This window comes from Pseudomonas sp. Irchel 3A7 (assembly GCF_900187565.1).
Lineage (GTDB): Bacteria > Pseudomonadota > Gammaproteobacteria > Pseudomonadales > Pseudomonadaceae > Aquipseudomonas.
The window spans coordinates 86,563-110,148 of sequence record NZ_FYED01000002.1; the positions used below are offsets into that span (position 1 = coordinate 86,563).

General features: G+C 60.9%; 22 protein-coding genes. 8 read left to right on the top strand and 14 right to left on the bottom strand.

What is annotated here, in order from left to right:
- Positions 1-324 precede the first annotated feature (324 nt).
- Both CKW21_RS03035 and CKW21_RS03040 read left to right on the top strand, forming a co-directional pair.
- Positions 325-1,437, top strand: a complete 1,113-nt coding sequence (locus tag CKW21_RS03035) for an RHS repeat-associated core domain-containing protein (RefSeq protein ID WP_095192547.1) — start codon at positions 325-327, stop codon at positions 1,435-1,437.
- Between the two features lie 104 nt (positions 1,438-1,541).
- A complete protein-coding gene (locus tag CKW21_RS03040) occupies positions 1,542-2,462 on the top strand; it encodes a LysR substrate-binding domain-containing protein (protein ID WP_095192548.1) in 921 nt (306 codons plus the stop codon).
- Here the strand turns inward: CKW21_RS03040 and CKW21_RS03045 are convergent.
- The 4 genes from CKW21_RS03045 to CKW21_RS03060 form a co-directional block, all read right to left on the bottom strand.
- Positions 2,383-2,976, bottom strand: coding sequence for a DinB family protein (locus CKW21_RS03045; protein ID WP_095192549.1), 594 nt, complete (start codon positions 2,974-2,976; stop codon positions 2,383-2,385). The genes CKW21_RS03040 and CKW21_RS03045 overlap by 80 nt on opposite strands.
- Positions 2,977-3,177: 201 nt before the next feature.
- A complete protein-coding gene (locus tag CKW21_RS03050; protein WP_095192550.1) occupies positions 3,178-4,281 on the bottom strand; it encodes an NAD(P)/FAD-dependent oxidoreductase in 1,104 nt (367 codons plus the stop codon).
- A 33-nt stretch (positions 4,282-4,314) separates the two neighbouring features.
- On the bottom strand, positions 4,315-5,628 hold the full coding sequence (locus CKW21_RS03055; protein WP_095192551.1) for an MFS transporter: 1,314 nt from the start codon (positions 5,626-5,628) through the stop codon (positions 4,315-4,317).
- 270 nt (positions 5,629-5,898) lie between these two features.
- Positions 5,899-6,687 carry an SDR family oxidoreductase gene (locus tag CKW21_RS03060; RefSeq protein ID WP_095192552.1) on the bottom strand — a complete coding sequence of 263 codons (789 nt, stop codon included), beginning with the start codon at positions 6,685-6,687 and terminating at the stop codon, positions 5,899-5,901.
- 160 nt (positions 6,688-6,847) lie between these two features.
- Here CKW21_RS03060 and CKW21_RS03065 point away from each other — a divergent pair, with 160 nt between their 5' ends.
- The 3 genes from CKW21_RS03065 to CKW21_RS03075 all read left to right on the top strand — a co-directional run bounded on the left by CKW21_RS03065 (position 6,848) and on the right by CKW21_RS03075 (position 9,468).
- Positions 6,848-8,014, top strand: coding sequence for an iron-containing alcohol dehydrogenase (locus CKW21_RS03065; protein ID WP_095192553.1), 1,167 nt, complete (start codon positions 6,848-6,850; stop codon positions 8,012-8,014).
- A 13-nt stretch (positions 8,015-8,027) separates the two neighbouring features.
- Positions 8,028-8,342: an NIPSNAP family protein gene (locus CKW21_RS03070; protein WP_095192554.1), complete on the top strand. Its 315-nt coding sequence runs from the start codon at positions 8,028-8,030 to the stop codon at positions 8,340-8,342.
- A gap of 148 nt (positions 8,343-8,490) precedes the next feature.
- On the top strand, positions 8,491-9,468 hold the full coding sequence (locus CKW21_RS03075) for a cyclase family protein (RefSeq protein WP_095192555.1): 978 nt from the start codon (positions 8,491-8,493) through the stop codon (positions 9,466-9,468).
- On the opposite strand, the gene CKW21_RS03080 is transcribed toward CKW21_RS03075, so the two are convergent.
- The 3 genes from CKW21_RS03080 to CKW21_RS03090 all read right to left on the bottom strand — a co-directional run bounded on the left by CKW21_RS03080 (position 9,461) and on the right by CKW21_RS03090 (position 12,922).
- Positions 9,461-10,390 carry a LysR family transcriptional regulator gene (locus tag CKW21_RS03080; protein ID WP_095192556.1) on the bottom strand — a complete coding sequence of 310 codons (930 nt, stop codon included), beginning with the start codon at positions 10,388-10,390 and terminating at the stop codon, positions 9,461-9,463. The two genes, CKW21_RS03075 and CKW21_RS03080, sit on opposite strands and share 8 nt — an antisense overlap.
- A 172-nt stretch (positions 10,391-10,562) precedes the next feature.
- Positions 10,563-11,501 (bottom strand): cyclase family protein, encoded by a 939-nt coding sequence (locus CKW21_RS03085; RefSeq protein ID WP_095192557.1) that lies wholly within the window; start codon positions 11,499-11,501, stop codon positions 10,563-10,565.
- A 218-nt stretch (positions 11,502-11,719) separates the two neighbouring features.
- Entirely contained in the window at positions 11,720-12,922 is a 1,203-nt protein-coding gene (locus CKW21_RS03090; RefSeq protein WP_095192558.1) for an NAD(P)/FAD-dependent oxidoreductase, read from the bottom strand.
- Between the two features lie 190 nt (positions 12,923-13,112).
- Here CKW21_RS03090 and CKW21_RS03095 point away from each other — a divergent pair, with 190 nt between their 5' ends.
- Positions 13,113-14,132 (top strand): GlxA family transcriptional regulator, encoded by a 1,020-nt coding sequence (locus CKW21_RS03095; protein WP_095192559.1) that lies wholly within the window; start codon positions 13,113-13,115, stop codon positions 14,130-14,132.
- 213 nt (positions 14,133-14,345) lie between these two features.
- On the top strand, positions 14,346-14,666 hold the full coding sequence (locus tag CKW21_RS03100) for a DUF2388 domain-containing protein (RefSeq protein ID WP_095192560.1): 321 nt from the start codon (positions 14,346-14,348) through the stop codon (positions 14,664-14,666).
- Between the two features lie 153 nt (positions 14,667-14,819).
- Here the strand turns inward: CKW21_RS03100 and CKW21_RS03105 are convergent, their stop codons facing one another.
- The gene (locus CKW21_RS03105; protein ID WP_095192561.1) at positions 14,820-15,728 is read right to left on the bottom strand and encodes a pyridoxal-phosphate dependent enzyme; all 909 of its coding nucleotides are present in this window, start codon (positions 15,726-15,728) and stop codon (positions 14,820-14,822) included.
- A 203-nt stretch (positions 15,729-15,931) separates the two neighbouring features.
- Positions 15,932-16,723: an SDR family oxidoreductase gene (locus tag CKW21_RS03110; protein WP_095192562.1), complete on the bottom strand. Its 792-nt coding sequence runs from the start codon at positions 16,721-16,723 to the stop codon at positions 15,932-15,934.
- Positions 16,724-16,847: 124 nt separating this feature from the next.
- On the opposite strand from CKW21_RS03110, the gene CKW21_RS03115 reads away from it, so the two are divergent.
- Complete coding sequence (locus tag CKW21_RS03115; RefSeq protein WP_095192563.1) at positions 16,848-17,798, top strand: GlxA family transcriptional regulator; 951 nt, start codon at positions 16,848-16,850, stop codon at positions 17,796-17,798.
- 108 nt (positions 17,799-17,906) lie between these two features.
- Here CKW21_RS03115 and CKW21_RS03120 read toward each other — a convergent pair whose 3' ends face one another.
- From CKW21_RS03120 to CKW21_RS03140, 5 genes are all read right to left on the bottom strand, one after another.
- Complete coding sequence (locus CKW21_RS03120; protein ID WP_095192564.1) at positions 17,907-18,575, bottom strand: HAD-IA family hydrolase; 669 nt, start codon at positions 18,573-18,575, stop codon at positions 17,907-17,909.
- A 57-nt stretch (positions 18,576-18,632) separates the two neighbouring features.
- The gene (locus tag CKW21_RS03125; RefSeq protein ID WP_095192565.1) at positions 18,633-19,037 is read right to left on the bottom strand and encodes a response regulator; all 405 of its coding nucleotides are present in this window, start codon (positions 19,035-19,037) and stop codon (positions 18,633-18,635) included.
- 113 nt (positions 19,038-19,150) lie between these two features.
- Positions 19,151-20,758, bottom strand: a complete 1,608-nt coding sequence (locus CKW21_RS03130) for a GMC family oxidoreductase (RefSeq protein ID WP_095192566.1) — start codon at positions 20,756-20,758, stop codon at positions 19,151-19,153.
- 167 nt (positions 20,759-20,925) lie between these two features.
- Positions 20,926-22,143 carry a mandelate racemase/muconate lactonizing enzyme family protein gene (locus CKW21_RS03135; RefSeq protein WP_095192567.1) on the bottom strand — a complete coding sequence of 406 codons (1,218 nt, stop codon included), beginning with the start codon at positions 22,141-22,143 and terminating at the stop codon, positions 20,926-20,928.
- A 1-nt stretch (position 22,144) separates the two neighbouring features.
- On the bottom strand, positions 22,145-23,476 hold the full coding sequence (locus CKW21_RS03140; RefSeq protein ID WP_095192568.1) for a nitrate/nitrite transporter: 1,332 nt from the start codon (positions 23,474-23,476) through the stop codon (positions 22,145-22,147).
- Positions 23,477-23,586 lie beyond the last annotated feature (110 nt).

Here is a 23,586-nt window from a genome sequence, read left to right on the forward strand (position 1 = left end):
CCGGCCACCGCGATCCGCCAGGTACTCCTCATGCACAGGCTTTGCGCCTGCTGCGCAGCCGAACGGGAGCAAGCTCTTATAGAACAAAATCTATCTTATTAATTTTAAAGATAAATTTATTTGCCGATTTATCGGCATGTTCTCTGCGCGACAGCGCAGCCTCATCGCAGGCTGCGTGGCCTCCCTCGCCACAATGACCCGCGACTCGATGGAATGTGATGAGTACCGCCATACCGCAAACCTAGCAGTTCTGATAGTTCCCATCGCTTGCGGACTCACCAATACTGAGTGCCAAGCAACATCGGTTCTTCAGAGCACTCACTTATGCAAACGCCAAGCGTAAACTTGCGGTGCCGCTACCACTACGACGCCCTCGATCGGTTGATCACCCACACGTTGCCGGGTGAACCCGAGCAGCAGCGCTTTTACTGCAAAAGTCGCCTGGCTACCGAGATCAAGGGAGCTATCCGCTACTCCATCTTCCAACATGGCGATCAGCTATTGGCGCAACAGCAGAGCGAGGCGGGTGCACTCGACACGACGCTGCTTGCCACTGATCTACAACGTTCGGTGCTAAACACCGTCAAGGCGAATCATCTACCAGAACCAAACGCCTATGCGCCCTATGGCCATAGCCGCGCGGACAACGGATTGACCAGTTTGCTCGGTTTCAATGGCGAACGGCGCGATCTGGTGACCGGGGATTATTTATTGGGCAATGGGCATCGGGCGTTTAACCCGGTGTTGATGCGATTTAATAGTCCGGACAGTTTGAGTCCGTTTGACGATGGCGGTTTGAATCCCTATGCGTACTGTCTTGGGGATCCAATTAATGGGTCTGATAAAACAGGACAATGGACTGAATTTTTAGCTAAACCACTGTATAAAATCCCGAGATCCAAATCCATTCCCGCACAGCGCACTGCAATTAAGACTGACATCACAGCCGGTCAACATAAATCAGCCGCCCGACTTACCGAAAACCGAGAACTTAATAATACTTTGAGACATGAAACTTTCCTTGAAGACTACCGCTATGCGAAAAGCACATCTGAATCACAAGAAACCAATCGCGTATTCGATATTGTTGTTGCGAGAGTAACCGGTGGCGAAGCCATTTCACCAGGCCCGAAACCACTGAAATCAGAAGAAGCCCGACGACTACTCCCCCTATTTGAACATCTCATATCATTTAACGTTGACGATAAAACCCGCCACCTAAAAGCCATGCAGAGTAACAACTTTTTAATTCCAAAAGGCCTAGACACCTACGACATCAAAAATTACCACAACAGACTAAAATCAATCAGAAACCCATATCACTCTATCAACAAAATGGAATCGCGCGCCCTCGCTGCCCCATATTTTGCATATCTTGGTAGAAATAGAGATCCCCGCGAACTCACGTTCAGGCACATGAACTTTTTCGACGGATAAATAACGTGCATCGGAACAAGTTTAATACGTGCTGAACGGGGTTCTCGCCTTAAAAATTTGGTGCTTTACTAAAAAGAACCTAAGCCCAAGCGAGCATCACCCACATGAACCGCAACGACCTGCGCCGCGTGGACATGAACCTGTTGGTGATTTTCGAAACCCTGATGTTCGAAAAAAACCTGACCCGGGCCGGGGAGAAGCTGTTCCTTGGCCAACCGGCCGTGAGTGCGGCGCTGGCGCGGTTGCGGGACTTGTTCGATGACCCGCTGCTGGTGCGCAACGGCCGGGTGCTGGAGCCGACCCAGCGGGCGCTGATGATTCTCAAAGAGTTGCAGCCGGCGATGGACACCATTTCCGGCGCGGTCAGCCGGGCCAAGGATTTCGACCCGTCCACCAGCCGCGATGTGTTTCGCATCGGTTTGTCCGATGACGCCGAGTTTGGCCTGTTTCCGCCCTTGCTCAAGCAACTGCGCGAAGAAGCGCAGAACGTGGTAATCGTGGTACGGCGAGTGAATTTCCTGTTGATGTCGCCGATGCTCGCCTCCGGGGAAATTTCCGTGGGGATCAGCTACACCACTGAACTGCCGGCCAATGCCAAGCGCAAGAAGTTGCGGGATTTGAGCGTGAAGATCCTGCGCGGCGATAACCGGCCCGGCCCCCTGACCCTGGACGAATATTGCGAACGCCCCCACGCGCTGGTGTCGTTTTCCGGGGATTTGACCGGGGCCATCGACACCGATCTGGCCCGCATCGGCCGGTCGCGCCGGGTGGTGCTGGCGGTGCCGCAGTTTGCCGGCCTGCGCGACTTGCTCGCCGGCACCGATATGCTCGCCACCGTACCGGATTACGCGGCCTGCGCGCTGGTCAGGGGCAGCAGTCAGTTGCGCGCCGATGACGCGCCGTTCGAGATCAACCTGTCCGAACTGTCCATGGTCTGGAACGGCGTCAACGATAACGATCCGGCAGAACGTTGGTTGCGCTCGCGAATTGCGGAGCACATGTCGGTTCCACTGCCGGGGCATTGAGCGAATTGAAATTCGGATCGGTTTCGCGCATGTAGATCGGCAGGTCGGTCATGGGTGGCATGGCCGGGATTTCGAAGTACATCTGGATGATCCAGCCACGGTGATAGCTGGCGTGATTGACCACGTGCATCAGCATCGCGCCGGCGCTCATGGTGCCGCTCTCGCCGGAAATGAAGGTGAACCGCACGGGCCTGTCCAGCGAAGCATCGGTTTGCCGCGCGCTCCAGTCGCAGTACCAGTGGTCAACGTTCTGTTGTGCCTGGCGCAAGGTCGCTAGCTCGGGGTACACAAGATCGTGGGAAGTGGTGAAGCCGTGCCCTCGGCCTTCGAGGTGGGCTTGCCAGAGACAGTCCACCACATAGATGTGGTTGAGCGTGCCGATCATGTTCTTGAAGATCCCGGCGCGTTCCTTTTCGACTTCGCCCGGTGGCAATTGCGCCATGTTGTCGAAGAGGCGCTGGTTGGCCCATTGTTTGTAATCGGCGAGCAGGCGGGCAGTGCGTACATTGATCATCAGATATCTCCGATGGCGATAAGCGCATCTTCCAAGGATAGCGCTATCCACGCGCCGTTGCGCGGGTGCTGATTATCGGTCATCCCTCCAAACTGTACCTATACCTGTGGGAGCGAGCCTGCTCGCGAAGAGGGAGTGTCAGTCACCATTGCTGAATCTGATACACCGCTTTCGCGAGCAGGCTCGCTCCCACAGGGGGGGTTATGCGAGTTGTTCCATTACGCGCTCGGCCAGGGCCAGGCAACTGGTCAGGCCCGGGGACTCGATGCCGAACAGATTGACCAAACCCGGCAGCCCATGTTCGCTCGGGCCGCTGATTCGAAAGTCGGCGGCGGGTTCGTTTGGCTCGCTGATTTTCGGGCGGATGCCGCTATAGGCCGGTTGCAGGCTGTGATCCGGCAGGCCTGGCCAGTAACGGCGGATCGCTTGGTAGAAGCCGTCGGCCCGGGCTGGATCCACGCGGTAATCGACCGTGTCGACCCATTCCACGTCCGGCCCGAAACGCGCCTGGCCGCCCAGATCGAGGGTCATGTGCACGCCCAGCCCGGCGCTTTCCGGCGCCGGGTACACCAGACGACGGAACGGTGCCCGGCCGCTGAAACTGAAATAGCTGCCTTTGCACAATCGCGCCTTCGGCACATGGTGCGCAGGCAGACCGGCGATGCGGCTCGCCACCTCGGGCGCGGACAGCCCCGCGCAATTGATCAACTCGCGACAGCTCAAGGTCATGGGCTCGGCGCCACCCATTTGCAACTCGAAACCTTGCTCAGTACAACGGGCCGACAGCAACGGCGTATGGAAGACCAGCGACGCACCATGGGCCTCGGCATCGCCCTGCAACGCCAGCATCAGCCCATGGGAATCGACGATCCCGGTGGACGGCGACCACAGCGCAGCGACGCAGGACAACGCCGGTTCAAGCGCCCGCGCCTGTCCGGCGTCCAGCCATTGCAGGTCATCGACGCCATTGCGCCGCCCCTGTTCCAGCAATCGTTGCAGGGCAGCGTGCTGCGTTTCATCGGTGGCGACGATCAACTTGCCGAGGCGCTGATGGCTAACGCCACGCTCATCGCAGTAGGCGTACAGGCGCTGCCTGCCCTCCACGCACAACCGCGCCTTGAGGCTGCCTTCGGGGTAGTAGATGCCGGCGTGGATCACTTCGGAATTGCGCGAACTGATGCCGATGCCGATGCCTTCACCGGCCTCGACCAGGATCACTTCGCGCCCGCTCATGGCCAACGCCCTGGCCACCGCCAGCCCGACCACCCCGGCGCCGACCACCACGGTGTCGATATCGACGCTCATCTGCGACTGACCCCTATCAAAGCAATGTCCCCATCAAACCAGTCCCCGCTCCCGGTAATCGATCAGGCTGGAGAATATCGCCAGCAGCATGGCCATGACCACGAAGAAGATCAGCACCAGAAAATACGAACCGGTGAATTGCACGATCAAACCGATCAGGATTGGCACGATCACCCCGGCCATGTTGCCGCAGAAGTTCATGGTGCCGGCCAGCACGCCGGTTTTCGAAGTGCCGCCGAGGATCGATGGAATGCACCAGTACATGCCGCACCAGCGAATGAAAAACATCGCCACGCACAGCAGGCCGATGGCCTGGCTCGCCTCGGAAGCATAAGCCGTCCCGAGCATGCACAGCGCCGCCACCAGCGCCGAACCGCTGAACATGCTGCGCATCACCAGGTTGGGCGAGGCACCGCTGGATTTCCATTTATCTCCCAGGTAACCACCGACCAGTTCGCCGACGAAGCCGCACATGAAGATCAGGAAGGTCGCGCCACCCATGCCTGAAATGTTCAGGCCGTGGGTCTGGTGCAAGTAGCTGGGCATCCAGGTCAGCAGGCCGTAGAACACGCTGAGGATGCAGCAATAACCGGCGAACATCGCCAGCACCGAACGGTCCTTGAGCAGTTCCTTGAAGGGGATGCTGGTCACCGCGCCGGGCTGGCTGGCCGTGGCGTTGCCCGCGGTGATGTGCGCCAGTTCGGCGGCGTTCACCCCTGGATGCTCGCTGGGATGGTTGCGGATGTATTTCCACGCCAGCACCCCGGCGAGCATGGTGCCGACGCCGGCAATCACGAAGGCGATGCGCCACGAGTCGAACCAGCCGATCAGCCCGGCAATGATGATCGCGCCGAAGGCACTGCCCAGTGGCGCACCGCCGTCCACCAGCACCGCGCCGCGTCCGCGTTCGTTGGGGGTCAGCCAGGCGCCGTTGAGCTTGGCGCCGGCGGGCATGATCGGCGACTCGGCAACGCCCAGGCCCATGCGGGTGATCATCAGGGTGACCCAATTGTGCGCACCGGCGGCCAAGGCCTGGAACGCACCCCAGGCCACGGTCGCGACGACGATTACCCGGCGGGTGTGGAAGCGATCCAGCAGCATGCCGCCGGGGATCTGCATCAAGGCGTAGGACCAGAAAAACGCGCTGAGCATCAGGCCTTCAAGGGCCGGGGGGATCTGGAATTCGCTGGAGATCAATGGCAACGCCACCGACAACGAGGCGCGGTCGATGTAGTTGATCGCGGTCAGCAGCAACATGATGAGGAAGATTCGCCAGCGGACGTTGGTGGGACGCTCGGTTGCGGTCGCGGCGGGCAATACCAGGCTTTCGGCACTCGGATTGTTCATGTGGGGGCTCTTATTGTTGTGGAAACAAGCGGCCCCACTCTAATCACGGCCCCGGGTGCTGAATAATGATGGGATCTGCTCGGGGGATGACCGACAGTCATCCCCCGGTAAATGCCTGAAGGATTTGTGTTGAATTCAATGGCCCCATCGCGGGCAAGCCCGCTCCCACAGTGTCCGCGTCGAGTCAAAACCTGTGAACACCACTGAACCTGTGGGAGCGGGCTTGCCCGCGATGGGGTCAGATCAATCAACACCCAGCCCGAAGACTGGTCAGAAGGTCCCCGGATAGCTGCCACCATCGAGCAACAGGTTCTGCCCGGTGAGGAACCCGGACTGCGCACCGCAAATGAACGCGCAATACGCACCAAATTCATCAGGCTGGCCGAAGCGCTGGGCCGGGACGTGTTTGCGCCGCTGCTCGGCGATGCTTTCAACGCTGGTGCCATTGGCCTGGGCGGCGGCGTCGAGGGTCTTGTGCAGGCGCTCGGTCTCGAACGGCCCCGGCAGCAGGTTGTTGACCGTGACGTTGTTCCCCGCCAACCGCGCCTGACGCGCCAGCCCGGCAATGAACCCGGTGAGGCCGCTGCGGGCGCCGTTGGACAGGCCAAGCACATCGATCGGCGCCTTCACCGCGCCGGAAGTGATGTTGACGATGCGCCCGAAACCGCGCTCGGCCATGCCATCGACGCAGGCCTTGATCAGCTCGATGGGCGTGAGCATGTTGGCGTCCAGCGCCTTGAGCCAGTCTTCGCGCTGCCAGTCGCGGAAGTCCCCGGGTGGCGGACCGCCGGCGTTGTTGACCAGGATGTCCACCTGCGGACACGCCGCCAGCACCTGGGCGCGCACCGCAGGTTCACTGATGTCCCCGGCCACGGTGCGCACCTCGATGGTCGGCGCCAATTGGCGCAACTCCACGGCGGCCGCCTGCAGCGTTTCGTCGCCACGGGCATTGATCACCAGGCTCACGCCCTCCTTCGCCAACGCCCGTGCAGAGGCCAGGCCCAAGCCCTTGCTGGCGGCACAGACAATCGCCCACCGCCCCGAAATACCCAAATCCATGACCACGCTCCTGACTGTTGGAAGCGCTCACGTTACCACTGCCTGCCCGCTGTCCGGGGGATGACAAAGGGTGATCGCTTGATCAGGCCTTTTCATTATCGGCCGCGCGCGACGCTAATTACTGTTCCGGGACGAACAAGACCAAGAACCGGAGTAACCGATGAACCCCTTCCAGTTTTACTTTCCCACGACCTTGAAAAGCGGCAACGGCCTGGTGCGCCAGGCCGGTACGCTGCTCAAACCGCATGTTCGAAAAAAACTGCTGGTGGTCACCGACCAAGGGCTGATGGCGTCTGGCGTGATGGCGCCTTTTTTTGCTTCGCTGGCTGACAGCGAGATTGCCTACGAAGTGTTTGACGGCGTCGAACCCAACCCTACCACCGACGTGCTGGAACGCGCCGTGGCGTTCCTGAAAAACCACGAGTGCGATTCGGTGATCGGTGTCGGTGGCGGCAGCAGCATCGACACCGCCAAGGGCGTCGCGGCCATGGCTACCAACCCCGGCAACATCCTCGACTACGAGGGCTACGACAAACTGCTGAACCCGCCGCTGCCGATCTTCGCCATCCCGACCACCTCGGGCACCGGCAGCGAATGCACCGCGTCCACTGTGTTCACCAACACCAAGACCCTGTTCAAGACCGTGATCATCAGCCCGGCGCTGTTTCCGAAACTGGCGATTCTCGACGCCGAACTCACCCTCAAGCTGCCGCCATCCATCACCGCGGCCACCGGCATGGACGCCCTGACCCACGCCATCGAATCCTACGTCTCCAAGCAGGCCAACCCGATCAGCCAGGCCCTGGCCCTGCAAGCGATCAAGATGATCTGCACCTACCTGCCCAAAGCGTTCTTCACCGGCTCCGACCTGCATGCCCGGGAGCAGATGCTGCTCGCCTCGTTCCTTGCCGGGGTCGCCTTCGCGCAATCGAAACTGGGCAACGTGCATGCGATTTCCCACACTTTCGGCGGCGTGTTCAACATCCCCCATGGCATCGCCAACGCGACGCTGCTGCCCTATGTCATCGAATACAACCTGCCGGCCTGCCCTGAACTGTTCCGCGAGATCGCCCTGGCCATGGGCGAGAACGTCGACGGCCTGAGCCCTGCCCACGCCGGGTACAAAGCCGTGGAACACGTGATGGCGCTGAACAAGGCCATCGGCATCCCCGACAACATCAAGGACCTGGGCGTGGACCTGGACTACATGCCGCAAATGGTCAGCGACTCGATGCGCAGCGGCAACGTGCTGGTCAACCCACGCCTGACCACCGCCGCCGACGTCGAGCGAATCATCGGCAACGCCTTCCACGGCACTCATTCCTGAAGAGAAGCCTCCCATGTTCTACGAAATGCGCACCTACACGATCCAGATCGGAAAAATGCAGACCTACCTCAAGCACTTCGAGGAAAACGGCCTGCCGGTGATCTCTCGCTACACCACGCTGGTGGGCTGGTGGTACACCGAAATCGGCGAGTTGAACCAGGTGATCCACATCTGGGCCTACGAGAGCCTGGACGAGCGCATCAAGAAACGCGCCGCCCTGTACCAGGACCCGGACTGGCTCGAAGGCTTCGTGCCGATCGCGTTCCCGATGCTGGAAAAGATGGAATCGAAGCTGTTGATGCCGGCGGCGTTTTCGCCGATCAAATAATTCCGCAATCAGCACAAATCCCTGTGGGAGCGAGCCTGCTCGCGAAAGCGGTGTGCCAGGTTCATCAATGGTGACTGACACGCCCTCTTCGCGAGCAGGCTCGCTCCCACAGGGACCGAGTCAGACGCTCAAACCAAGGACAGATCCCATGTGCGACCACAATAACAACACCGCCGACCGCTCTCCCGACATCAAGGCCTTGCTCGAAGGCCTGCCCACCAACTGGGGCAAATGGAGGCCTGAGGATGAAGTCGGCGCCCTGAACTACCTGCAAAGCGCGGAAATCCTGCGGGGTATCGCCGCGGTGCGCCAGGGCAAGACCTTCACCCTGCAAGTGCAGATCGGCCACCCCAAGGGCGAACCCTTGTGGCCAGGCCGACGGCCGTCGATGCGGGTCAACGTGCTGGACAAGGGCCACTTCCTGGCCGGCAAGACGCACTTTGACGGTCATGTGGAATATGCCGACGACGTGATCTTCATGCACCTGCAAGGCTCGACCCAATACGACGCGCTGGGCCATGTCTGGCACGACAACAAACTGTGGAACGGCTACGACGCCATGAGCACCATCGGCGGCATGGACAAGGCCAGCATCCTGCCGATTGCCGAGCGCGGCATCGTCGGCCGTGCGGTGTTGATCGACATGGCCCGCCATCGCGGCAAAGCCGTTCTCGACAAGGGCGAGACCTTCAATCACCACGACCTGCTGGCCGCCGCCAAAGCCCAGGGCATCGAGATCCACAAGCGCGACATCCTGATCATCCGCACCGGCTGGATCGGCTCGTTCTATGAGCGCGGGCCGGATGAGTTCTACAAGGATTTCGCCGAGCCGGGCCTGACCTTCAGCCGCGAACTGGTGGAGTGGTTTCACCAGATGGAGATCCCCAACCTGGTCACCGACACCATGGCCAACGAAGTGGCGGTCGACCCCGCTTCGGGCGTGTTGATCCCGCTGCACAACGCCTTGATGCGCAACCTCGGCGTGACCTTCACCGAAGTGGCGATGCTCGATGACCTGGCCAACGACTGCGCCGAAGACGGTCAGTGGCAGTTCCTTTACACCGCCGCGCCGCTGAAGATCGTCGGCGGCACGGGCGCACCGGTGAACCCGATCGTGATCAAGTAACCATCAACCGTTGCAGTTCGTCGATCAGCAGGGTCGCCGCCGGAGGCAAGTCGGTACCGGCCCGGCTGATCGCGCCGTAGGGCTCGACCAGCGCGCGCATCGATAAGGGCAGTGTCACCAGCAAATCGAACTGCGCACAGAAGCCCGCGACTTCCGCCGGGATCACCGCCAGCAAAGTCGGGTCCTGCTGCACCAGCAAAATGGTGGCGAAAATCGACGAGGTCTCCAGCGGATAACGCGGAATATCCAGCCCCGCCTCCTCCAGTTCGCGCTCCAGGGCCTGGCGCATCGGCATGTCCTTGGGGTAGACCACCCAGCGGTAATCGCTCAATTGCGCCAACTGCAACGAGGTGGCACCGGCCAGTGGATGGTCCTTGCTGGCCACCACCGCCAAAGGTTCCTCGCTCAACTCGATGCAGGCATAAGCGTCCGAACGCTGGCCGACACTGGTGCGACAAATGGCCAGGTCCAGCCGTCCCTGATCCAGCAGCCCAAGCAGGTTGGCGCTGGTGTTTTCCACCACTTCGATGGCCAGTTGCGGTTGCTTGAGGCGCAGTTCGGTCAAGGCCCGGGTGAGCAACGGCACCGCGCCCATGATCACCCCCACCGACAGTCGACCGCCCTGCCCGCGCAGGATGCTCAGCATGTCCTCGCGCAGGTGTTCGACGTCGCTGTAGATCAGCCGCGCGTAACGGATCATGCAACGCCCCATTTCGTTGGCCACCAAGCCCTGGGGCTGACGCTCGAACAACGGCATGCCGAGCAGCGACTCGACTTCATGCAGCGCCTTGGTGGCGCCGGACTGGGAAATGGAAATCTGTTCGGCCGCCTTGTGCAGCGAGCCGCGTTCATCCAGCGCAATCAGCAGGCGCAGTTGTTTGAGGCGCAGGCGTGCGGCGATGCTGGCGAGGGAGGGAATCATAGGCAGGTGTGCTCGCTTCTAAGACGTCAATGAACCTGTACCTGTACTTGTAGGAGCGAGCTTGCTTGCGAAAAACCCAATAACGCCCAGGGGTGTCAGGCCGCCAGCATTATCGTTAGCGACCATCGTCGGAACGCCGCCCGGAGCCAGCTCGCTCCTACAGTCAACGGTATCAGCGAATCGCCACCGGGTTGATGTTGACCTGGGTCGAGCCTTTGTACAGCGGCTGCCCGAGCACGAACATGAAAGTCCAGGCCTTGTCCCGCACCAGCGCGCGGCTATCGATCAGCTCAAGATTGTAGATGCCGTTCTTGGCCAGCATGAACTGGTTGACCGGGAACTCCTGGCCGTCGGTGCCGGGGTAGATTTCAGAGGCCCAGGTGTCGCCACCGAACGCGACGATCTGCTTGTCCGCCAACCATTTGGCCGCCGCCATGCCAATGCCCGGTTCCACCGCGAGGAACTTCTCGTTGTCCTTGCCCAGCAGTTCCAGCCAACCGGTGTTGAACAGCACCACGTCACCTTTCTCGATGGTAATGCCTTGCAGGTCCAGCGCCTTCTGGATGTCGGCGACCGTGAACTCGGTTTTCTCCGGCACGATGGCGCTGCCATACACCGCGGTCATGTCCAGCACCACACCACGGGTGACAATCGGCGGGACTTTTTCGATGCCGAGTTTCTGCACCCCTTCCACGGTGACGAAGTCCGCCGCGCGGTTGCCGTTGTAATAGACATTATCGATGCCGATGTGGCCGATACCGTTGAGCTGGGTGCCGACACCGGTCCAGCCCACCACCAGCTCATCGTTGAAGGTGAATTTGTTCGGCCCCATGGTGGTGCCGCCCGCTTCGCCGGGCTGGACGTTGGTCAGGTGGAAGCTGCGATGACGGAAGGCCGGCAGATTCTTGTCGATGGGCACCGCCAGCGGGTAGGTCTTGCCGGTCTTGATCAGTTTGGCGGCGTTGAGCACCGAATCGGCATTGAGCAGGTTCAACGCACCGATTTCATCCTGGGCACCGTATTTCGACGGGTACCATTTTTCGCCATCGGCGGCGTGGGCGGCGTTGAGGGAGAACAACAGGGCAAAAGGCAGTACCAAGCGATTGAGCATGTGGGGGTCCTTGTCTGGTTTGAGTGAACCCAAGGTACCCAGCCCTTTTGTGCGGAAACAGACAGGGATCGACAATACAATTGTTCTCAATATTCACGAGTTCCCGACCTGTGGGAGCGAGCCTGCTCGCGAAGAGGCAGGCACATCCAACATCACTGTTGCCTGACACACCGCCATCGCGAGCAGGCTCGCTCCCACAGGATGACCCACCCATCCGTTTAGAAAGATGCCAGAGGGTCACCGGCCGCCAGGGCGTCGGCGCGGTTCGCCGCTGGCGGATAGATCCACTGGGTATTGATCATGCGCTTGCGTTCCTTGCCTTCGTCATGGGTCAACACCACCTGACGGTCCCAGCCCTCGGTGTACACCGCCCCCCACTCGCCCAGGTCCAGGCAGGTGGCGTAGAAGGGTTGACGGTATGGCAGGGTCGGCACGCCCAGCAGGTCGGCGGCCACGTTGTACCCGCCAAAGCGCCCCATGATGATCGCGTGCTGGCAGGACATCAGCGCGTAATGCCCTTGATCATCGGTCAACGCCCTGGCCACGTCGCCGGCGGCAAACACATGGTCGGTGCCGATCACGCGCAAGTCGTCGGTCACTTCGGCGCGTCCCAGGCGGTCCAGTTGCGATGACACTTGCGAGGTCAGGCCACTGGCCACCAGCCCACCGGTCCAGATCACGGTCAGTGCATCGATGCGCTGACCGTTGGCGGTCTGCACGCCATCGGCATCAATGGCAACCACCCCGGAACCGACCTGAAACTCGATGCCCATCTGTTCCAGCGCTTCGATGATCAACGGTCGTGGATTCGCCCCCAGATCCGGTCCGATGTCATCGGCGCGCTCGACCACGACGACCCTGAACGGGACATTTGGCCCGAGGATCTTGCGCAGTTTTTCCGGCAGTTCGGTGGCCACTTCCAGCCCGGTGAAACCGCCACCCACCACCACGACCGTATTGCGCTCCGGCGAATCCGGCAGCTGGCGCAACCCGACCAGGTGTTCCTCCAGTTCCACTGCATCGGCCAGTTGATCCGTGGCGAAAGCGTATTCGGCCAACCCTGGCACCGGCGGGCGGTTAAGTATGCTGCCACTGGTCAGCAACAGGCGGTCATAGTCCAGCTTGATGTCGCGACCGTCAGCGCTCCGGGCACGTACCTGACGGGCGGATGTGTCGATGCGTTCAACTTCGGCACCGACGAACTTGACGCCCACCGCTTCCAGCACAGGCGACAAGGGCGCGGTCATTTCATGGGGTGAGGGTTCATACAGGCGCGGGCGAATGACCAGTTCCGGTCGCGGGGACACCAGGATCACGTCGACATCGGCGTCCTTGCCATGGATGTCGAGTACGCGCGCCGCGCCGAGGGCGCTCCAGACGCCGGCAAAACCGGCGCCCACTATCACTATGTTCTTGGCCATGATCTCTACCTTCGTTCAAGTTTTCGAGGCAGACAGCGAACAAATATCCTACAACCAGGCACCGCTGACAGGGCTAGACTTCGTCGGACCAACTGACATAAAACCCTGAAATCCTGACAGCCGATCAACAGCCATCACGTTTATACCGTTTGCGAATTATCATTATTCCAACTCGCTCAAACAGAAGCTTATGAACGCAATCCCCAGCCCCTTCGAATCACCCGCCATTCCCGTTGGACAGCCGCGCCTGATCGTATTCCTCGCCTACCCGGATATGGGCCTGCTGGACCTGACCGGGGCGCAGACTGTGTTCTGGGCAGCTTCCCGGTACATGAACAGTCGCGGCTTGCCCGGCTACACGCTGCACACGGCCAGCCTTGCCGGCGGCTTGATGGCAACCGCGGAAGGCCTGGCGGTGAACACGGTGCCGCTGAGCGACTTCGCCGAAGATTCCATCGACACGCTGATCGCTCCCGGCGCACCGAATATTCTCCACGCCATGCATAAATCGCTGGACCTTGTCGCATGGCTGGCCGGGGCATCAGGCAAAGCCAAGCGCACCGCGTCGGTGTGCAGCGGCACGTTCCTGCTGGCCGAGGCCGGATTGCTCGAGGGGCGACGCGCCGCCACTCACTGGGCGATGTGCGAGATGCTGAAGGAGCGCTACCCCTCGATCGAAGTCGACAACGATGCGATCTTCGTCAAACAGGGGCCGGTCTGGACATCCGCCGGCGTCAGCGCCGGTATCGACCTGGCGCTGGCGCTGGTCGAAGAAGATTGCGGGCGTGAAGTGGCGTTGCAAGTGGCCCGGGAAATGGTGGTTTTCCTCAAGCGCCCCGGCGGCCAGGCCCAGTACAGTCAACTGCTGCAATCGCAAACCAGCGAGGGCGCCACTTTCGACGACCTGCACCTGTGGATCACGCAAAACCTGGCCGGGGAAAACCTCACGGTCGAGGCCCTGGCCCAACAAGTTCAAATGAGCCCGCGTAACTTCGCCCGGGTCTACAAGCTCAAGACCGGCCGCACCCCGGCCAAGGCCGTGGAAGTACTGCGGGTCGAAGCCGCCCGGCGCTTGCTGGAAGATTCGGAGCGCAACATCGATCAAATCTCCCGGCAGTGCGGCTTTGGCGATGAAGAGCGCATGCGCCTGACGTTCCAGCGCAATCTGGGGGTTTCGCCACGGGAATATCGCAACCGGTTTTCGCGGTGAATCGGCTGAAGAACAACCCGATTCAATTGTGGGAGCGAGCCTGCTCGCGAAGGGGTCGTGTCAGTCGACATCGATAGCGAATGTCAGTCCGCTTTCGCGAGCAGGCTCGCTCCCACAAGGCACGACGAATCCGCACGGAACTCTCGAGGGCCGCCACGCATCCTAAAATATGAGGCACTTCCTTTTTGCAGCACGCTTTCAGAGGACACCATCATGCGCCGTCTGATTATCGTTTCTTCCCTGCTGTTGTGTTTACCTGTCGGTTCCGCGATGGCCGATGTGGATGCGGGCGACGTCGCCACCTCGGCCGGCGTATCCGCTTCGCTGTACTCGACCTTCAAGGATGACAAACTGATGATTCCCGCCCGGGACGACGCCTCCAGCTTCGTGGCCAGTGGCGGTACGATTCGCGGCGTGTATCTGGAATCGGTACTCAATCAGCTCCGGCAGAATCATCCAGACCTCAATAACGCAAGCGACGAAGACCTGGCCCGCGCCATCCTCGTCCAGGATGGTGTTCGCGCAGGTCAATAGTGCTATTCACTAAAGCACGGGCAAACACATTTGTGGTGAGGGGATTTATCCCCGTTGGGTCGCGAAGCGACCCCTGTGTCCTTTCAGACAGACTCAAGTGTCCGGACTTGCGGGGATAAATCCCCTCGCCACAGATTTTTGCTCGCTTACGATTTACCGAGCCCAGCCGGCCACCAGTTGCGCGCTGATGCTGACGCCGCCACATACCACAATCACCACGTCGTGAGCTTCGGCGATCGCCGGGTGGTCCAGGTAGGCGATGGCCAGCGAAACTCCGCAGGCGGGCTCGACCAGCTGGCGCAAATCACTGGCGTAACGCACCACCCCCATGATCGCCTCTTCATCGCTGAGTACCACGCATTCGTGGGCAAAATCGACGATGTGCTGCACAGGCCATGCGGCCACCAACGTTGCGCCGAGCGACCTGGCGACCGTATCGATCCGGGGAAATTTGACCGGGTGTCCGGCACTGACAGCGGCGGCGAAAGACGCTGCCCCCTCGGTTTCACAAGCGATGATCCGGCAATCCATGCGCTGGTGGCGGATCAGGCCGGTGAGTATTCCCGCCAGCAATCCACCGCCCCCCACCGAGGTCACCAGCGCATCGACCTGCGGACAATCCTCGAGAATTTCATCGATCATCGTGCTGTGTCCTTCCCACAGCACCGGGTGATCGAAGGCCGGCACGAATTCGGTGTCCGCGCCTTTTGCCAGCTCCTTGGCCCGCAGATTGGCCTCGTCCCAGACCTTGCCATGGACAAGCACCTCGGCACCGGTTTTCTTGATCCTGGCGCGGGTGGATTCAGGGGTCGTGTGCGGCACCACGATGCAGGCTTTCATGCCCAGGCGGGCAGCCGCCACGGCGGTGGCAAACCCGGCATTACCGCCAGAAGGGCAGATCACCTTGCGCTTGCCCTGCGCAGCCGCCTGGCTGCACAAAAGGCCAATGCCGCGCAGTTTGAAGGAGCCGCTGGGTTGCAGGTTTTCCAGTTTGAGCCAGATTCGGCGGGACGGCGTCGACAGGTCTGGATGCAGGATCAAGGGCGTTCTGATGTGAAGCATTTTCGGCTCCTGTTGCACGCCACAGCCCCGTCGGGTTTTCCGAGGGGCAGCGGTGAACGGTCCTTGTTCAAGCTTAGTTCACCCAGTCCCGGCACTGACACTTCTATGGCCCCTTTCGCGAGCAGGCTCGCTCCCACAGGATGGGCGCTGATCCTTGTGGGAGCGAGCCTGCTCGCGAAGGCGTCCTCATAGACACAATGGATTCAACGATAACGCGCAGCCGCCGTGGAGTTGCCGAACAACCCGGACAGCACCTGGCGTTGTGCCTCGTATTGATCCCACTGCGTACCATCATGCAGGCCCGGAATGGTCACCACCTCGCCACTGGCCAAGCCCACCAGCGCGGCGTCGACCATATCGTCGGCAGACATCACGATTTCCTGCGGCAGGTTTTCCACCGGATTACCGGCCTCGCTCCAGAAATCAGTGGCGGTGGCGCCCGGCAGCACGGCCTGGATGCGCACGCCTTTATCGGCCAGTTCGTGGTGCATCGACTGGCTCAAGGCCAGAACGAATGCCTTGGTCCCGCCGTACACGCCGTTGAGGATTTCCGGGGCGATGGCGACAATCGAGGCAATGTTGATCACAGTCCCGCTGCCACGGGCGACGAAACCCGGTGCCACGGCGTAGGCCAGGCGCGTCAGCGCGGTGATGTTGAGGGTGATCATGTCTTCCATGTCATCGACAGGGCTGCCCAGCAGCGGCATGACCGCGCCAACCCCGGCGTTGTTGACCAGCAGGGTGATGCTGGCATCGCTGCGCAGGATCTGTTCGACCCGCAGCAAATCAGTTTTGTCTTTCAAGTCGGCGACAACCACTTCCACGTTGCGTCCGGTTTCGTCGCTCAAGCGGTTGGCCAGGGCATTGAGTTTCGCCTGGCTGCGCGCCACCAGAATCAGGTCGTAGCCCTGGCGGGCGAGTCGATCGGCATACACCGCGCCGATGCCTGACGAGGCGCCAGTGATCAGTGCAGTACCTTGGGTTGAGAGAGCCATGTTCAATGTCCTTCACGGTGAGGCGAAATGTTCGCCGGGTGTGAACTGTTATAAATAAGCTCGTGCGTGTCGCAAATGACGTTTAAAGTACGCTTTTCGGACATGACCGTTTGAGGGCATCGCGATGATCAGCGTGGCGTTTGTGGTTTTCGAGGGCTTCCAGTCCATGGCGCTGGCGGCCATGCCGGTGTTCGAATACGCCAATTTCAGCGCTGGCGAAGCTCTGTATGACGTGCGCGTGCTGTCCGAGGAGGGTCGCACCCTGCGCGCCTCCGGCGGGTTGACGGTCGGCACCGAAGCATTCGATGAGCGGCTGATCGATACGGTGATCGTGGTCGGCGGCGATGCGATCCTCGAACAGGCGCCCGAAGCGGTACTCGATTACCTGCGCGCCAGCACCCAGACCGCACGGCGCACGGCATCGATCTGTTCCGGCGCCTTCGTCATGGCCCAGGCCGGTTTGCTCGACGGTCGGCGCGCCACCACGCACTGGGCCTATGCGCGGCAACTGCAGGAACGTTTTCCGTCGATCAAGGTGGAAGCCGATCGTATCTACGTGATCGACGGTTCGATCTGGACGTCCGCCGGGATGACCGCCGGCATCGACCTGGCGCTGGCCATGGTGGAAAAAGACCACGGCGCCGAACTGGCCCGCTCGGTGGCGCAGAAACTGGTGATGTACCACCGCCGTGCCGGTGGCCAGTCGCAACACTCGGCGCTGCTGGAACTGGCGCCGAAATCCGACCGCATTCAGACTGTGCTCGGCTATGCCCGGGAACACCTGGCCCAGACACTGTCGGTGGAGCAACTGGCTGACGTGGCGCGCCTCAGCCCGCGCCAGTTCAGCCGTGCCTTCCGCGCCGAAACCGGGCAATCGCCGGCCAAGGCCATCGAAAACCTGCGTCTGGAGTCTGCGCGACAGATGCTGGAACGCGGGCGCCTGACCCTCGACCAGATCGCCCTGGAAACCGGCTTCAGCGACCGCCGCCGCATGCGCGAAGCCTTCCTGCGGGCATTCGGGCAACCGCCGCAGGTGATTCGGCGTAATGCCCGCTCGATCCCGGGGATTGACTGAAACATGCATAACCACTGTGGGAGCGAGCCTGCTCGCGAAGGCGGCGTGACAGCCAACAGTGATGTTGAATGTGATGCCCTCTTCGCGAGCAGGCTCGCTCCCACAGTATTAAAGGGTGCGCAGGCTGATGAAACCGTCGGCGTCTACACGGGCAACAACCGAGTCATAACTGCCCAACACGGCATGCCCCGTCTCCATCGGCTGACCATGGGTCGCCGTGACAATCACCAGATCCGCCCCCGCCGCTTGCGCCGCGAGTATCCCCACCGTGGCGTCTTCGAACACCAGGCAATCCGTTATCTCGACATCCAGCCATCGGGCAGCCAGCCGATAACCGGCCGGATCAGGCTTGCCGACGCTGACGTCCTCGGCGGTGACCATCACGTCCGGCTCGGGAATTCCGGCGGCGGCCATGCGGCGCAATGCCAGCGTCCTGGGTGCCGAGGTGACGATGGCCCATTGATGGGCCGGCAGTGACCGGAGAAACCGCGCCGCCCCGACCACCTCTGCAACCCCTTCGACATCCTCGATTTCCGCTGCGGTGATCCACGCGGCTTCGGCCTCGGCATCGACACCGGGCAAGGCCAGGCGCTGGATGGTATCGATGGCGCGGGCACCGTGGATGGTGGGCAGGAAGGTCTCGACATCGACACCGTGGCGCATGGCCCAGCGAGTCCAGACGCGCTCGGCGGCGGCAATCGAGGTGAGGATGGTGCCGTCCATGTCGAACAGGAAGGCACGGTACGGGAGGTTGTAGATGGCGTCTGGAGTAGACAAAAGGGTCCTTCCTGTCTCAAGGAGATGGCAGATGTCTTGAGGAATGTACACGATCATTCATGTACGGCGTGAGTTGAACGCACCATCCACGCAATCGAGCAACTGCCCCAGGGCCCAGGGTTTCTTGATGAACGAGACGTTGTGCCGCACGCCGGAGCTTTGCGGGGTTTCGTAGCCGGACATGATCATGATCGGTTTGTCCGGCCAGCGATCGCCGAACAGGTTGGCCAGGTCTGCGCCGTTGAGGGTGCCGGGCATGGTGATGTCCGTCAGCAATAATCCGACGCCCTGCGCATGACGCTGCAAGTACACCGATGCGGCGTCCGCACTGGTCTGCGGTTCCACCACATAGCCTTCTTCCTGAAGAATTTCACAGAGAAATTCCAGAATCAGCGGGTCGTCCTCAACCACCAGAATCAACCCGCCATGAAGGTCTCCACCTGCAGTCGGTACTCGACTCATGACCTTGCCGCTCCCTGTATGCCTCAACGATTTCGCGGGCTCTAATCCGCTACCTACAGGTATGAGCAGCGGCATCGACGGAAATTCATTTTTGATACAGGGAGGCGACGAAATCAGGCGTCCTGCAAGATCAGGTCGGCGCCCTTCTCCGCCACCATCAGCACTGCGGCGTGGGTATTGCCGGAGGTCACGTTAGGGAAAATCGACGCATCGACGATGCGCAAACCGTCCAGGCCATGGACCTTGAGGCGCTTGTCCACCACCGAGTTCTGCTCATCGGCCCCCATGGCGCAGGAGCCGCACAGGTGATAGATCGAACCGCTGTTTTCGCGGAAGTACTGCAGCATCTGCTCGTCGGTTTCGACCACAGGTCCTGGCAGCACTTCTTCGACGGTGATGCCCTTGAGCGCCGGCGCGCCCATGATCTTGCGCATCAGGCGGCTGCCCTGGATCACCTCGTCGATGTCCTTCTGGGTACTCAGGTAGTTGGGGTCGATCAGCGCCGCGTCCCGCGGGTTCTTCGAAGCGATCTCGATGTGCCCGCGACTGGTCGGACGGCAGGGGTTGAAGCACAGCAGGAAGCCTGAATACGGCTCGGGCTTGAGGCTGGCCTTATTGTTTTTCGGGATCTGGTATGACAGCGGATTGAAGTACAGCTGCAGGTTCGGATTGACCTGTTGCGCATTGCCACGGAAGAAACCGCCCGCCTGATTGACGCTCATGGCCAGCGCGCCTTTGCGGGTGAACAGATACTTCAGGCCGAGCTTGAACTGGCCGAACAGCGAACTGAGCTGGTCGTTGAGCGTCGGGATATTGGCTTTGTAGTAATAGCTCGCGCACAGGTGATCCTGCAGGTTCTGCCCCACCGCCGGCAGGTGCTTGACCAGGGGGATGTTGTGCTTGTTCAGCAGCGCCTGATCGGCGACGCCGGACAGTTGCAGAATCTTCGGCGTGTCGACGGCACCTGCGCAAAGGATCACTTCCTTGTTTGCGGTGAAGGTGCGTGCCACGCCGTGCTGGGTCACGGAAATTCCGGTCGCCCGGCCGTTATCGAACAGCACGCGATCCACCAGGGCGTAATGCTCGACAGTCAGGTTCGGCCGGCTCAATGCCGGATGCAGATGGGCAAAGCTGCTGGAACAGCGCTGGCCGTCGCGAGTGTTGACGTCGTAGATCCCCGCGCCCTCGAACGTCGGGCCGTTGAAATCCTCGCTCAGCGGGTAGCCCAGTTCATCGCAGCCCTTGAGGAACACGTCGCAGATCGGATGGGTCTGGCCCTTCATCGGGGTGATGCTGATCGGGCCGCTGCCACCGTGGTATTCGCTGTCGCCCAGCGGATGGTTTTCCAGTTTGCGAAAATACGGCAGCACGTCCGAAAAACCCCAGCCGTCGTTGCCGTTGGCCGCCCAGTCATCGAAATCGTGGGCCTGCCCACGCACGTAGATCATCGCGTTGATCGAACCCGAGCCACCCTGCACTTTGCCGCGCGGGGCGTAGATTTCACGGTTGCCCAGTTGCTTTTGCGGCTGGCTGTAGTACATCCAGTTGAAGGTGGGGTTGTAATACATTTTGGCGAAGCCGACCGGGATCCTGAACCACAGGGAACTATCCTTTCCGCCCGCCTCCAGCAGCAACACCGTGTGTTTTCCGGAGGCCGAGAGGCGATTGGCCAGAACGCAGCCTGCGGCGCCAGCGCCAGCGATGATGTAGTCGTATGTCATGCACGGTTACCGCGTAAGTCGTTATTCAAAAAAACGCCCGGTCAAAGGGCAAGTCCCTTGTGGGAGCGAGCCTGCTCGCGAAAGCGGTGTGTCAGTCGACATCAATGCTGAATGTCAGTCCGTCTTCGCGAGCAGGCTCGCTCCCACAGGGATTGGCGCCATTTCCATCAGCCCCTGGCCGGCGATGTGTCTTTGACGTCGGCCGGGGTCGGCGCCATTTGCAGGTGCAGGCGTGAACCCGTGTACGGCGAATGCCTGCGCACCACGTCCATGTTCAGCTCGACGCCAAGGCCCGGTTCGGTGGACGGAATGATGTAGCCGTCCTCCCACTGCAACGGCTTGGTGAGCACTTCGGCATGGAAACCGCCCCAGGTCATGATGCTTTCCTGGATCAGGAAGTTCGGCGTGCAGGTGGCCAGCTGGAAGCTCGCGGCGGCACCGATCGGCCCGTTGTAGAGGTGCGGGGCGATCTGCGCGTAATAAGCCTCGGCCATGCTCGCAATCTTCTTCGCTTCCAGCAGACCACCACAGCGGGCGACGTTCATTTGCAGGATCGACGCACCGCCGGCCTGCAACAGCTTGAAGAATTCGTACTTGGTGGTCAGGCGCTCACCCGTGGCAATCGGGATGCTGGTCTTGGCCGCGACTTGCGCCATGGCGTCTTCCTGGCCCGGCGGTACGGGCTCTTCGAACCACAGCGGATCGTACTTCTCAAGGCGCTTGGCCAGACGGATTGCCGAGGACGGCACCATTTGCCCGTGAGTACCGAACAGCAGGTCGCACTTGTCGCCCACCGCTTCGCGGATCTTGCGGCAGAAAGTTTCGCAGCGCTCCAGCACTTCCAGCGAAATCTGATGCCCGGAGTACGCGGTGTACGGCCCCGCCGGGTCGAACTTCACGGCGGTGAAGCCTTTGTTCATGTTCTCGATGGCGCATTCGGCGGCCAGGTCCGGGTCATCGTAGTCGTACTCGCCACGGCTGTTGAGCGGATAGAGGTAGGTATAGGAACGCAGCCGTTCATGGACTTTACCCCCCAACAATTCGTACACAGGTTTGTTCGCGGCCTTGCCGATGATGTCCCAGCAGGCCATTTCCAGGCCACTGACCACGCCCATCATCGTCAGGTCCGGACGCTGGGTGAAACCGCTGGAATAGGCCTGGCGGAAGAAGCGCTCGATGTGGTGCGGGTCCTGGTTGAGCAGGTAGCGTTCGAACACGTCTTCGATGATCGGCAGCATGGCTTTCGGGCCGAAGGTCGCGGCGTAGATTTCGCCGACGCCTTCGATGCCGCAATCGGTCTTGAGCTTGACGAACAGCCAGTACATGCCGCCGATGTGCGGTGGCGGAACGGCAACGATATGGGTTTCAAGGGCGACGATTTTCATCTCAGGCACCTGTCTTCAAAGCTGACTTGTTGAAAGATTGACGATTGATACGGGCGCGCAGGGTCAGGGCCGCGAGGGTCCCGAGCAGGCCGACGAACGCGATGTAGCCGAAATACAGCTTGTAACCAAAGGCACCGGGGAAATGCTCGGTGAGGTAGCCGTTGATCAACGGAATGAATGCGTCCGGCAGGTAACCAACGACCGAGACGATGCCAATAGCGAGCCCGGTGATGCGCAGCGGAATGTTGCAAGTGTCGAGAATCGCCCAGTACAAGCCGCGAATGGCGTAGGTCATCAGGCCAATGAAAATCACTGTAGCGATCAGCAGGCCCATGCTGCCCAGTGCCGGGAACACGATCAGGCCGACCATCGCCAGGGTCGCCAGGAACAGCGCGACGATCAGCACCGAAATGTTGGAGAACTTGTCCCCCAGCCAGCCACCGCCGATGCCGCCGATGGGGCGCATCCACAATTTGATGGTGGTGATGGTGCCGGCCATGACCGCGGTCATGCCGCCGCCCTGCAGGTAGTCGGAGAAGCTGTAGGTGGCCCAGAAGATGTGATAGCCGCAGAACACAATGGCGGTGACCAGCCACAGTTCAGGAATTTTCACCAGTGTCGCCAGGTCGCTGAGCAGGTTGAACTTGCCCTTCTCCACCGGCGCCGTTTCTTCCATCGACTTAGGATCTCTGATCAGCACCAGCACGCAGCCGATGGCGATACAGGTAAAGGCATACAGGTAGACGACATGCTTGAAGCCTTCGGCCGCCGACTCGCCACGGGTTTCGGTGGCGAAGGCAAACAGCCCCAGGGCGACCGTCGCCAGCAAGGCTTCCACCAGACCGCGACCGCCATCGAGGATGCCGAAAAAACGGCCCTGTTCAGTATGGTGGGCGATCATCTTCACCCGCTTGAGTACCGAGGCCCAGAAGGTCAAACCGGTGGTCAGACCCCAGCAGCCGAAGATGATCATCAGCCCGGTCATCGATGGCGCGGTGGAGTACCACAGGCCCAGGACACCGGTCGCCACCAGCGAAAAGAAAATCAGGAAACGCGGGGCGATACGGTCGGCCAGCCAGCCGCTCGGCAAATAACTCAGGAGGAAAATCGTACCGAGCATCGAGTACAGATAACCCAGCTCGCTGTGGTTGATCTGGAACACTTCGAGCATGGTGGTCTGGTAGACCTGACGCAGGTACAGGATCGGGTAGATCGCACCGGCGGCCAGCACCAGCAGCATCAGTTGAAAATAGCGACTTCCCTTGTCGCTGTGGCTTTTCGAAGCCGCGTTGGAACCCTGAACAGCGGCAGCAGTGGATGCGTGCTTGGACATTGAGTAGACCTCTGGCGCCCGGTGTCCGGGCGCTCGGATAATTGTTGTTATTAGAGGAGCAGCTGCAAGCTTCAAGCGGCAAGCCAGAGCTGCTCACCGATCGCTTTAAC